The sequence below is a fragment of the uncultured Exiguobacterium sp. genome, from assembly GCF_964277885.1.
GTDB lineage: Bacteria > Bacillota > Bacilli > Exiguobacteriales > Exiguobacteriaceae > Exiguobacterium_A.
On the sequence record NZ_CAXYJR010000002.1, the window covers coordinates 141,950 to 154,792 of the forward strand.

General features: G+C 43.9%; 11 protein-coding genes. 9 read left to right on the forward strand and 2 right to left on the reverse strand.

Annotation, left to right across the window (positions count from 1 at the left end):
• Positions 1-16 precede the first annotated feature (16 nt).
• Complete coding sequence (locus tag ACHWTJ_RS00940; RefSeq protein ID WP_294743632.1) at positions 17-652, forward strand: DedA family protein; 636 nt, start codon at positions 17-19, stop codon at positions 650-652.
• 55 nt (positions 653-707) lie between these two features.
• On the opposite strand, the gene ACHWTJ_RS00945 is transcribed toward ACHWTJ_RS00940, so the two are convergent.
• Positions 708-2,168, reverse strand: coding sequence for a potassium/proton antiporter (locus tag ACHWTJ_RS00945; protein WP_294743634.1), 1,461 nt, complete (start codon positions 2,166-2,168; stop codon positions 708-710).
• A gap of 190 nt (positions 2,169-2,358) precedes the next feature.
• Here ACHWTJ_RS00945 and ACHWTJ_RS00950 point away from each other — a divergent pair, with 190 nt between their 5' ends.
• Entirely contained in the window at positions 2,359-3,639 is a 1,281-nt protein-coding gene (locus ACHWTJ_RS00950) for an ABC transporter substrate-binding protein (RefSeq protein WP_294743636.1), read from the forward strand.
• 58 nt (positions 3,640-3,697) lie between these two features.
• On the opposite strand, the gene ACHWTJ_RS00955 is transcribed toward ACHWTJ_RS00950, so the two are convergent.
• The gene (locus ACHWTJ_RS00955; RefSeq protein ID WP_294743638.1) at positions 3,698-4,987 is read right to left on the reverse strand and encodes an NCS2 family permease; all 1,290 of its coding nucleotides are present in this window, start codon (positions 4,985-4,987) and stop codon (positions 3,698-3,700) included.
• A 197-nt stretch (positions 4,988-5,184) separates the two neighbouring features.
• Here ACHWTJ_RS00955 and ACHWTJ_RS00960 point away from each other — a divergent pair, with 197 nt between their 5' ends.
• The 7 genes from ACHWTJ_RS00960 to ACHWTJ_RS00990 all read left to right on the forward strand — a co-directional run bounded on the left by ACHWTJ_RS00960 (position 5,185) and on the right by ACHWTJ_RS00990 (position 12,705).
• Positions 5,185-6,948: a histidine kinase gene (locus ACHWTJ_RS00960; RefSeq protein ID WP_394678957.1), complete on the forward strand. Its 1,764-nt coding sequence runs from the start codon at positions 5,185-5,187 to the stop codon at positions 6,946-6,948.
• Positions 6,945-7,649, forward strand: coding sequence for a helix-turn-helix domain-containing protein (locus tag ACHWTJ_RS00965; protein WP_294743642.1), 705 nt, complete (start codon positions 6,945-6,947; stop codon positions 7,647-7,649). The genes ACHWTJ_RS00960 and ACHWTJ_RS00965 overlap by 4 nt, the downstream gene beginning before the upstream one ends.
• A gap of 24 nt (positions 7,650-7,673) precedes the next feature.
• Complete coding sequence (gene deoD / locus ACHWTJ_RS00970; RefSeq protein WP_023467244.1) at positions 7,674-8,381, forward strand: purine-nucleoside phosphorylase; 708 nt, start codon at positions 7,674-7,676, stop codon at positions 8,379-8,381.
• A gap of 100 nt (positions 8,382-8,481) precedes the next feature.
• Entirely contained in the window at positions 8,482-9,864 is a 1,383-nt protein-coding gene (locus ACHWTJ_RS00975) for an aldehyde dehydrogenase (protein WP_394678958.1), read from the forward strand.
• A 40-nt stretch (positions 9,865-9,904) separates the two neighbouring features.
• Positions 9,905-11,098, forward strand: coding sequence for a CDP-glycerol glycerophosphotransferase family protein (locus tag ACHWTJ_RS00980; RefSeq protein WP_394678959.1), 1,194 nt, complete (start codon positions 9,905-9,907; stop codon positions 11,096-11,098).
• 17 nt (positions 11,099-11,115) lie between these two features.
• Complete coding sequence (tagD, locus tag ACHWTJ_RS00985; protein WP_023467250.1) at positions 11,116-11,505, forward strand: glycerol-3-phosphate cytidylyltransferase; 390 nt, start codon at positions 11,116-11,118, stop codon at positions 11,503-11,505.
• 75 nt (positions 11,506-11,580) lie between these two features.
• Entirely contained in the window at positions 11,581-12,705 is a 1,125-nt protein-coding gene (locus tag ACHWTJ_RS00990; RefSeq protein ID WP_394678976.1) for a CDP-glycerol glycerophosphotransferase family protein, read from the forward strand.
• Positions 12,706-12,843 lie beyond the last annotated feature (138 nt).

Genomic DNA, 12,843 nt, shown 5'->3' on the forward strand with positions numbered 1-12,843 from the left:
ACGGAGGGTTACTCGTATGTTGGAATGGTTGTTTTCGGCCGGAGAATCGAATCTCTGGCTGTTTTTAGGAATCATGATCATTGGTCTTGGAACGGAATTGATTCCAGCAGAAGTCGGATTACCGCTACTCGGTTTATATGTATCGAACGGGACAGTTAGTTGGACAGTTGCTGTTCTCGTCGGTTTTTTAGGTAGTCTGATGGGGGCGACGGTCTTTTATTTGTTAGGACGTTATGCAGGTCGTCCAATCCTTGTTCGATACGGAAAATGGTTACTGATTAAAGAAAAAGAAATTGAGCAGGGTGAGCGGATCGTTGGAAAGTACGGAACATGGTCCGCGTTATTTGGACGATTCTTCCCCGTCGTGCGCTCAGTCGTCTCGATTCCGTGTGGTCTGTTCGGTCTTTCATTCAAGCGCTATCTACTTGCTTCAAGTATTGGACTCTTTCCTGTCTCTTTCTTTTATATTTGGGTCGGGGAACGATTTGGAGTGAAGCGAGCAGAGTCGATGCTAAAAGGGCTAGAGCAGGAGTTATGGTGGATTTTAGGCGGAATCGTCGTAATCCTCGGCGGGTATATCTTGTATCGTCGCTCTAAAGCTAAACAACAGGAACAGACACAAGACGAAAAGACGAAGCAACAGAATAAATGAAAAAATGAAAAGAGCAGTGGATGAGAATCCACTGCTCTATTTTTATGTGTGAGATTCAAGCAGGAGGAAACAAGAATCGTTTCAGTGTCTTAATACGATGTTTAGGTGTCAGCAGGAGCAGTTGATCATTGCCTTCAAGAGCAGTGTCACCACGGGGAGTAATGATGTGGTCATCGCGAATGATAGCGGTGATCAAAAATTCCTGCGGTAGATCGATTTCTTGAATCGTCGTTCCGATGAACGGATGGGACATCGGTAACGTCAATTCAATGATTTCTGCGTTCGGTTTACCGATCGACATGAACTCAATGACGGTATGGATAGCAGAAGTCTGTGTCTCATTCAGTCGTAACCGTTCAGAAAGAAACGTCAACATACTCCCTTGAATCAGTGTCGATAGTAGAACCGTAAAGAAAACGATATTAAAAATCATCGATGCATTCTCGATATCGGCAACGAGTGGGTATGTCGCAAGAATGATCGGGACCGCTCCTTTTAGACCAGCAAAGGAGATAAAGACCTTCTCTTGCCACGAATAACGAAACGGTAATAAGCTAACCCAAACGGACAGCGGTCGAGCAATGAAAATCAAAATCAACGCAAGGGCAATGGAAGACAGGATGACCCGGACATCAAGCAATTGTTTCGGGAAGACGAGCAACCCGAGAACGATGAACATCCCGATTTGAGCTAGGTGCGCCATACTCATCGTAAAGCGGACGAGTGTCTGCCGGTAGACGAGTTCATGATTGCTAATGTAGATTGCTGTTACATAAACGGCGAGAAATCCACTAGCATGAAATGTATCAGCCAATCCGAAAGACAAGAAAGCAAAGGACATGAGTAAAATCGGATAAAAACTCGAGGATGATAGGTCGATTCGATTGATCAAGGTCGAGGCTGTCCATCCAATGAATAGACCGATTAAAAGCCCCATCGACATTTCCCAAACGAGTGAACCGAGTCCCATCAAGAGTGATGCTTCTTCAGGATTCGTCACGAACTCAAGGAATAAGACGGTCAAAAAGACAGCCATGGGGTCATTCGTGCCAGATTCGACTTCGAGTGTCGACCCCACCTTACGTCGAATCGGTTGTCCACTCAAGACAGAAAAAATAGCAGCAGCATCCGTCGACCCTACGATTGCACCAAGTAAAAAAGCGTTTGCCCAACTGAAGCCAAGAATGTAATGGGAGGCAACCGCTACGATGGAAGTAGCAATGAAGACGCCAAACGTTGCAAGAGAAAGCGAAGGCGCGAGTTCGTGTCGTACTTCTTTCCAGGCTGTTTGCAGACCACCTTCAAACAGAATGATGATCAGAGCAACAGTTCCGAGAAGTTGGGCAAGTTCCGCATCGTCAAATCGAATGAAACCCGTAATATCACTTCCAGCAATCATACCAAGAGCGATAAAAATCAATAGAGCAGGAATATTCAGACGACTTGATAACTTCGTCGTCCACACAGCAGCGAACAGTAGTATACCGATTAATAAAATCGTGAATTGCAAGGACATGGCATCAAACTCCTATTCATTAAAGAATCTTCTAGTTTCATGATACAACAATTCCGATAAAAAGACTCGGATAACGATTGTTCAATATTTTCCACCACACCGGACAACTTTCTCTCTCTTCATTGCAAGCGTTTTCATTTATTGTGAAGGTGTAGCACGTAAATGAAACGAAATCAGGGAGGGAATCCGAATGCGTAAAAGAAGATGGGCAGCATTACCTGTCGTCACAACGGCGATGGTCGTCGCTTTGGCAGCATGTGGTGGCGGTACATTGAATAGCGATGACTCGAAAGATAGTGGTTCAAAAGATGGTAAGACGCTCAACGTATTCCAATTCAAGGCTGAAATCGCAAAAGACATGGAAAAGATGGCAAAAGCGTATGAGAAAGAAACGGGGACGAAAGTCGTCGTACAAACGGTTGGTGGTGGATCGGATTACGGTGCTGCCCTGAAGTCGCAGTTTGCCTCTGGGAATGAACCGGATGTCTTCAACAACGGTGGCTTTACAGAAGCAAAAACATGGCAGGATAAGTTAGAAGACTTATCAGACGAAAAATGGGTCGGTGATTTAACGGATCTTGCGAAAGAGCCGATGACGATTGACGGAAAGTTATACGGCATGCCGATGAACCTTGAAGGATACGGCTTCATCTATAACAAGGATATCTTCAAAAAAGCAGGTATCACGGAACTTCCGAAAACATTGACGGAATTAACGGATGCCTCTAAAAAGTTGAAAGCAGATGGTGTGACTCCGTTCTCGATCGGATATGGAGAGTGGTGGGTTCTTGGGAACCATTTATTGAACATTCCAGTCGCGCAACAAGACGATCCAGATCAGTTCATCGCGGATCTCAACTCTGGAAAAGCGAAGTTCGAGGACAACAAACAGTTCAAGGAGTTCATGAATCTGTTTGATTTGACGATTAAGTATGGAAATAAAAATCCGTTGACGACAGATTATAATACACAAGTCACGCAGTTCGCTGAAGGGAAAACAGCGATGATCCAACAAGGGAACTGGGCACAACAATTGATCACGGACGTCAATCCGGATATCAATATGGGATTCATCCCGATGCCGATCAACGATGATAAAGAAAAAATGGATCGTCTTCCTGTCGGTGTACCCAACAACTGGGTTGTTAATAAAAACTCGAAGAATAAAGCAGAAGCGAAAAAATTCCTCGAGTGGATGGCGACATCTGATACAGGAAAAGACTACATGGTCAACAAATTCAAGTTCATTCCAGCCTTCAAATCAATCGAAGCGAAAGATTTAGGACCGCTTGCGGATGATATTCAAGCGTACTCGAAAGACGGAAAAACGATTTCATGGAACTGGTTCAAGTATCCGGATGGTGCGGTCAACGAGTTTGGAGCGATCATGCAGGCATACGTCGGTAAGCAAAAAACAGCTGACGAGATGTTGCAAGACTTCACGAAAACATGGGATAAAATGAAGAAATAAGAAGTGATTCAAAAAAACATGCCTGTTCCGATCAATTGACGGAACAGGCATGTTTTTATTATAAGAAGAACAATTGGATGAAGAAGAGCAGCGCGAATACATAAATGAGTGGATGGACGCGTTCCTTTTGGATGGCTTTCATGATCGGATAAACGATGAAGCCAAATGCAATACCGGTTGCGATGCTACCGGATAACGGCATGATCAAGATAACAAGGAAAGCCGTGAAGGCTTCACTGAAATCATCCCATGGAATTTGTTTGATGTTTTGAATCATGAAGGCACCGACTAAAATCAAGGCTGGTGCGGTAATCGCAGGAACACTCGAAATTGATTGAACGAACGGTCCGAAGATGGCAGATAATGCGAAGAGAATCCCGACCGTCACGGACGTGAGTCCCGTTCGGCCACCTGCAGCAACACCTGCTGCAGATTCTACGTAAGCAGTTGTTGGACTTGTTCCGAACAAGGAACCAGCAACCATCGCAGTCGAATCAGATAATAGGGCGCGTTCACTATTTTTCAATGATCCATCTTCTTCAATCAATCCAGCTTGTTCACCGACAGCGACCATCGTACCTGTCGTATCAAACATCGTTACGAGCACGAAGGAGAGGACACCACTGAACAGCCCGTATTGAAATACGTCTTGAATAGCGGTGAAAGGATTTGTGATGATCAATCCTTCTGGTAATGTCGGTAACGCGACGAAGGAATCCGAGAACTTCAATTCACCTGTCAAGAATGCGATCACCCCAGAGAGAATCATGGCGTAAAGGATAGCTCCTGGTACTCGTTTAATCGTCAAGATCGCGGCAACTAATAATCCGATGAGTGTGATCAGCGCTTCTGGTGATGTCAAGGCACCAATCGTAACCAGTGTATCTTCACTACCGACGAGAATCCCTGACATCTTGAGACCAAGTGAAGCGATGAAGAGACCGATTCCACCAGTGATAGCAAGCTTTAAAGTCATCGGAATGATTTCAATGAGTTTCGTACGGATCGGTGAGAGTGACAACAATAAGAAGATGACACCAGCGACGAACACGACTGAAAGTGCTGTTTGATATGGAATTTTTTCACCGACGACAAGTGTATATGTGAAGTACGCATTGAGCCCCATTCCAGGTGCGACTGCGATTGGTAGATTCGCGTAAAGCCCCATTAAGAGTGTACCGATCAATGTCGCGATGATCGTCGCAGAAAAAGCTTGGGCTTGAGGAATTCCGGCATCTGCTAAAATCGTCGGATTGACGAGCAGAATATATGCCATCGTAATGAACGTAACGAATCCAGCTTGGATTTCACGCTTTACGGTTGTTTGATGTGCGGCAAGTTTAAACATGGATAAAAGGACCACCTTCATAACAAATTGATTAAAAAACGAACATTGATGATATTATAGTAAAATTCATTCGGAATCAAGTCGAAAGAAAAAAGAATTTATTATTCGAATCCCGAAAGAGAATATCAGGAAATGATGTAAGCGGATTCAAGGTTATGATACGATTGATTACAAGAAAAAGGATGGGGGCGCCTTTTATGAAAAGTATCCGGACACGTTTGATTCGTCTCGTCGTCCTGGCGATCTTAATTCCGACGGCCCTCGCGACTTCGATTTCCTACTTGTATGTGCGGCACCAAAACATCGAACAGGCAGAACGTTCTAGCCTAAATGTGTTGACGCGGGGAAATACACAGGTGACCCATTACATAGAGGACATTCGACGTCTTTCGACGAGTTTATATGCGAACCGCTCGTTGATGAACATCATGCGAGTCGGAGCGGATCAGGAATTAGACGAATCTGATGGAGTCGTCTCGCGGGCGATGTTAGGTCTATTTTTATCTCGACAAGATATTGAGCAGTTGCATTTCGTCATCTTAAATGGTTATTCGGAGTATTCGGTCTACAACATGAAAACGACGAGTCGGGGAACGTTTGATTGGATGCAAGAAACGGATTATTTTCGATTGATGAAACAAAAAAGTGGCTGGTTGATTGACGGAGCGCACACGATTGAACCATACAATGTGCACACGATGATTCTTGATGAGAAACAAGTCGTTAGTTTTCGTTATCGAATTGATCGTGTCGAAACAGATGAACCACTCGGCTTCCTTTCGGTGGATATTCCGGTTCGGGTATTTGAACAGCAATTAAAATTGTTTGAGAATGATCCGGATGAATCATTATGGTTGATGACCGATCAACGTGTTCTGGCACAGACTGGCGCAAAAATGAATCTACCTATCGACCAATTCACTGGACAGAGTGGAAGTCTACGTGTCGGAAAATCGTTCATCGTCTACTCGAAGACGATGACGAATGGTATCCCGCTGACACTGATCAAACGGATTCCGTATGCATCTGTCATCCAAGGGGCAAACGAGACGGCATTGATCCTCGTACTGATCGGTCTCGTTTCTCTTATCGTCATGATCATTGCCGCAAGTCTCGTTGCCATGCAGATCACGAAACCCATCAAGCAGTTGACGGCAAACGTCTGGCGAGTCGAACAGGGGGATTTATCGGCACCGTTCATTGCCACGACGAATGACGAGATTGGATTACTCAATCGTCAGTTCCAACGCATGATTCAACGGATCGATCGTTTGATTAAACGGGAATATCGGTTGGCGCTCGAAAATCGGACGAATGAGCTTCGGGCCTTACAATCTCAACTCAATCCTCACTTTCTATTTAACGCCTTACAATCGATCGGAACGACGACGTTACAGGGGGATCGGAAGATTGCATACCGCTCTATCACCGGGTTATCGCAGATGATGCGCTACTCGATGAATAATGAACAGACGATCGTAACCCTAAAACAAGAAGTCGATCATCTTCAAGCGTACATCCGACTGCAACAGCAACGTTTTCCTGAGCGATTCCGTTACATCGTAGACGTCCCGTGGCACCTCAATGACATTGAAGTGCCGAAGATGATCTTACAACCGTTTGCTGAAAACTATTTTAAACACGCCTTCCGTCAACAATTAGCAGCGACAGAAAACTATCTTGCCTACAAAGTCCGAACGGATGGCGGACGTCTCATCATTCAAATCGAGAATAGCGGTGCCGTCCTCGAAACAGGACGACTTGAAGAAATCGATCGCAAAATGCGCATGCATCGTAGTCCAGAGGATCTTGAGACGAGCGGAATCGGTCTCCACAATATCTACGAACGTCTCTTGATATTTTACGGGGAGGAAGCAAGTATGACCCTCTCTTCTCCAGTGACAGAGGGAGGATTCAAAATCGTGATTCGGATTCCATATGAGAAGGGGGCTTTGGCATGAACGTATTGATCGTAGACGATGAACGACATGTACGAGAAGCGGTCAAACTGCTTGGAGAATGGGATAGTTGGCAGGTCTCAAATCTTTACGAGGCGGAACATGGGGAAGAAGCAAAGCGTTTACTGGATACCGGAACGATCGATTTAATGCTGACTGACGTCGAAATGCCAGGACTCGACGGATTAACGTTACTGGAATGGACAAAAAATCATCATCCAAAGGTCGTCACGATCGTGCTGACAGGGTATGATGATTATACGTATATGCGGCGTGCCATTTTGCATCAATCCTTTGATTACTTATTGAAGCCGGTTGATCCAGATGTACTCAATGATGCCTTGTCCCGCGCGATGGAATGTATCCAGCCGGTAGTGGAATCAGGGGAGGCGATTGATCAAATCGCCAAATACATCGAAACGCATTATGCGGAAGAATTGACACTGCAATTCATGAGCGAACGGTTTTACTTGAGCCGAGAGTATATATCACGACGCTTCAAACAGCGTTTTTCTGTTAACTTATCTGATTACATTCAAACGATTCGTTTGAATCGAGCGAAAGAATTGTTGAGCGAGACGGAAGCGCGTATTTACGAAATCGCACTTGAAGTCGGATATCAGGACGATAAGTATTTTCGGAAAGTGTTCAAAAAACAATTCGGTATGACACCGAACGAGTTTCGTGAATTGTTGTCGATTTAAATGACTATCGAGGAGGAATCGTACATGAGTGTACACATTAACGCAGCTGAAGGACAAATCGCCGAAACGGTCTTACTTCCAGGAGATCCGTTACGTGCTAAATACATCGCTGAGACGTTTTTAGAGGATGTCGTTCTTTATAACGAAGTTCGAGGAATGTATGGCTTCACAGGTACTTATAAGGGTAAAAAAGTTTCGGTTCAAGGAACAGGTATGGGTGTACCATCGATGTCGATTTATGCGAACGAACTCGTTCAATCATACGGTGCGAAGAACTTGATCCGTGTCGGAACTGCCGGTGGGATCACGCCAGATGTTAAAGTCCGTGACGTCGTCATCGCGATGAGTGCTTCGCATGACATGGCACAGAACCGTGTCCGTTTTAACGGACTAGACTACGCGCCGACAGCTTCTTTTGATCTGTTGCATAAAGCGTATACAGCAGCCAAAGAACAAGGTATCGATGCAAAAGTCGGTCAAATCTTCACGACGGATCAGTTTTATCAAGATGATTTCCATCACTTCAAAAAATGGGCAGATTTCGGTTGCCTCGCAATCGAAATGGAAGCAGCAGGTCTATATACGCTCGCTGCGAAACATAAAGTAAACGCATTAACGATCTTGACGATTTCAGATCATCTGTTGACAGGTGAAGAAACGACTTCGGAAGAGCGTCAAACGACATTCAACGATATGATGAAAGTCGCGCTCGAGACAGCGATTCAATTGTAAGAAGCAAGACGGAGAAGCCTCTCCGTCTTTTTTCATATCGAAAAAGAGATATGGTAAGATGAAGACAGTGTTATAGATCAGTTAAAGGGGAGATTCTCGGATGGAAACAACGATGACAGAGACAGTTCTTTCAGAGCGCCTGCAAATACAACGGCACTTTTTCCGGACAGGGGCTACACGCAGTCTAGCCTTCCGTTTAAGTATGCTGACGTTCTTACGCCAAGCGATTGAAACGCATGAAGCGGCGATCTATGCGGCATTAAAACAAGATCTCAATAAAGGACAGCATGATGCTTTTACGACGGAAATCGGTTTCGTTTATGGAGAGATTCAACGGATGGAGCGACAACTCCGTCGACTGGCACGCCCGAAGCGTGTCGCAACACCGCTTTTGCATATCGGCTCAAAAAGTGAAATCCAGTACGAACCTTATGGCAATGTGCTCGTGATCGCACCATGGAACTATCCTTTCCAGCTGGCACTTGCTCCAGTCATTGGTGCGATTGCAGCGGGGAATACGGTCGTCCTAAAACCATCCGAGCTGACACCGAACGTCTCTCGTGTATTACGAGAAGTTTTTGAAACGGCATTCCATGAACGATTCGGAATCGTCATAGAAGGAGATGCTGAAGTCAGTAGCGCTTTATTAAACGAACGTTTTGATTATATCTTCTTTACGGGTTCCACACGCGTCGGAAAAATCGTGCATCAAGCTGCAGCGAAGCATTTGACACCGGTCACACTTGAACTGGGTGGGAAATCACCGACGATCGTTCACAAGGATGCGGATCTACGTCTGGCAGCGAAGCGGATCGCATGGGGAAAATGGCTGAATGCCGGACAGACATGTATTGCCCCGGATTACGTATTGATCCATGAAGACGTCAAAGAACGTTTCTTGCAGTTGATTGAAGAAGAAGCCTTCAAACAGTACGGAAATGGCGTCGGCGTCTCATCCTACGTCAAAATCGTATCGGACGACCATTTAAATCGTTTAAGCAGTTATTTGACGCAAGGAACGATCGAATTCGGTGGACAAGTCGATCCGGAAACGCGCAAGATGGCGCCGACCGTCATGACAGGTGTGGCAACGGATGCCCCATTGATGCAAGACGAAATCTTCGGACCGATTCTACCGGTATTGACATACCGTGAAATCGAAGAAGTTATCACATTCGTCAACGATCGTGATAAACCGCTTGCACTTTATCTGTTTACGGAAAATAAAGCCGTTGAACATCGTGTTCTTGAGCGGATTTCGTTCGGTGGTGGGTGCGTCAATGACACATTGATGCATGTCGCACAGCATCATCTACCATTTGGTGGAGTCGGAGCGAGTGGGATGGGTGGATATCACGGAAAATACAGCTTCGAGACGTTCAGCCATCGAAAAGGAATCGTCAAAAATACGACAGCATTTGATCTGCCGTTCCGCTACATGCGAACAAATAGCAATTCCAAATGGATGCGCTTTTTGTTATGATGAGCTGTATTGAATCTATAGTATGAGAGGGATTTTGATTGTGAAGAAGAAATTAATTCGACTCATGAAAAAAACTGGTATGGTGGAGCGAAGTCTTCGGATCCTAATGCGAATCTTCACTCTATTTCCGGTACGGAAAAATCGTGTCATGTTCGAAAGCTTTTTGGGCAAACAATACAATGATAGTCCTAAAGCTATTCATGATGAGTTGAAAAAGAAGGACGCCAGCTTGGAACTGATCATCAGTAAGCAACGCGGTGTTTCTATAACGGATGAGCATGTCACATCCGTGGATCGGATGACGATTAAATGGATTTTTTTGTTAGCCACTTCCCGCGTTTGGATATCAAATAGTCGTCTCCCTTCCTGGCTAGTGAAACGAAAAGGCACTCTATATTATCAAACATGGCACGGAACGCCGCTCAAAAAATTAGCGCTTGATATGGTTGATGTCCGAATGGCGAACACTTCCACCAATCGATATAAAAAAGACTTTGTAAAAGAATCAGCAAAATGGGATGTCCTTCTCTCTCCGAACTCATACTCGAGTAATATTTTTAAACGGGCGTTCGGATACAAAGGTAGGATGTTAGAAATCGGATATCCTAGAAATGATGTATTGTACCAAAGCGAACATCATCTTCATTTCATAGATAAAGTGAAGGCGCACTATCAAATAGCATCGGGCAAAAAAATTATTTTATATGCTCCGACGTGGCGTGATGATGATTACGCTGAACAAGGGAATTACTCATTTAAGTTACCCTTTTCCATTGAACGATTCGAAGAGGAATTTGGTGAAGAGTATACGATGCTTGTACGGCTACATTATCTCGTTGGTGATCAATTGGATTTGAGTACTGTATCCACTATCAAGAATGCCTCTAGATATCCGGAAATTTCTGAGCTATACTTAGCGGCAGATATCTTGATAACGGATTATTCCTCAGTGATGTTCGATTATGCGCACTTAAAACGTCCTATGCTATTCTACACCTATGATCTTAAGCATTATCGCGATCATCTAAGAGGATTTTATTTTTCTTTTGAGGATGAAGCACCGGGTCCATTGATTCAAGAAGAGCAAACTCTTTTTGAAGAAATCAGACAGATCGAGTCGTGGGAGCGACGATTCGATTTGAAAAGTGAAGCTTTTCGTCATCATTATTGCGAATGGGATGACGGTCATGCAGCGAAGAGAGCTGCGCTGGATATCTTAGAAAATATTAAATGAACGGGGAGTGTTTTAGGATGAAGAAGGTCATTACGTACGGTACATTTGATTTGTTACATTGGGGACATATCAATATTTTACGTCGCGCTAAAGAGATGGGAGATTATCTAATTGTTGCGATCTCGACAGATGAATTCAACCGTCTAAAGCATAAACAAGCATATCATAACTATGAGAATCGTAAATTAATTTTAGAAGCAATTCGTTACGTAGATGAAGTCATTCCAGAGAACAACTGGGAACAAAAAGTAGAAGACGTTCAAAAACATAATGTGGATGTATTCGTTATGGGAGATGACTGGAAAGGTGAATTTGACTTCTTAAAAGACCATTGTGAAGTCGTTTACTTGGAGCGTACTGAAGGAATTTCAACTAGCCAAATTAAGAATGAGCTAGGCTCGAATTAATGGATGAAGAGACCTCGCGGGAGTGAGGTCTCTTTTTTAAGGGAGTCGCTAAACATGCGTTCAATAATCATTTCGATGTATCTATTTATCTTTCGAATCGCATATCATCTGTTCTGTTTATTACCTGTTCAAGAAAAGACATTGTTTTGGATGAGTTATGGTGAAAATGCAATACCAATTCATCAACGTCTGATTCAACAAAAAAAACAGTTAAAGCAGGTTCTCATCTTTGACAAGCGATATATGAAAAATATGCACTCTTGGAATGTCGATCATAAGGTTGCCTATACTCCGATGCGAGTACTGTCAATATCGTATCATCTAGCTACTTCAAGTCATGTATTTTTAGATAATTATGTGGGAGAACTGAGTGTGTCTTCCTCGAGAAAAAATACGGTGCGAATTCAGCTATGGCACGCCGCAGGAACATTGAAACGGTTTGGATTGACATCATCGAAAACGGATTTGATGTCAACACGAGCACAAAAACGATTTCGACGAGTGTATCAAGAGTATGGAGACTTTATTGTTCCGGGAATGCGTTGTGCCGACCAATTCATGGCACCGCACGATTTAGACCAGTCTCATTTTAAACCGTTTGGCATGCCACGAACGGATTATTGGTTCGATCAAATCCAGCGTGAGCGCCGAACGACTGAACTAAAGGAACACTACGTAAAGTCTGATCGTCGTATTTTGCTATATGCTCCTACATATCGGGAGTATCAAAGCACGGAAGATCAGACGATGCGACAATTCGAGCAACTGGCGAAAGCAGGGTGGACGATTCTCGTTAAGTTACATCCGACGATTCGTGCACTTTCAACTTATACATCTACTCATATACATCTATTGGATGATGCTTATTCGATCAATGACTATTTGCTCATCACCGATGTTCTAGTGACGGACTATTCATCGATTCCATTTGAATGCTGTCTTCTTAAGATTCCAGCGTTCCTATATACGCCCGACATCGACACATATCGACAACTACCAGGGCTTGTCGATCAGTATCCGAAACCATTACCTGTGCGACAGACGGAGCGAATGGAACAATTGACGCAGTGGATCATGTCTGACACGATACTTGAAGAGTGCCGTCAGCACATGCAGGAATTCCAAACAAGTTGGTATGATCATCCACCTGGTCAAGCAGTTGAACGAATTGTTCATCATTATTACGGAACAGATATGTGATACCATATCTGACGATTGCTATAATTTTAGAAAGCGGTCGTCAGATATTTTTTAAAAATAAATGTGAAACATTGAACAAAGTTTGACAATCTTTTGAAAATCCATTCTTTTCGACTGTGATGTTCTATACTTAAAGCA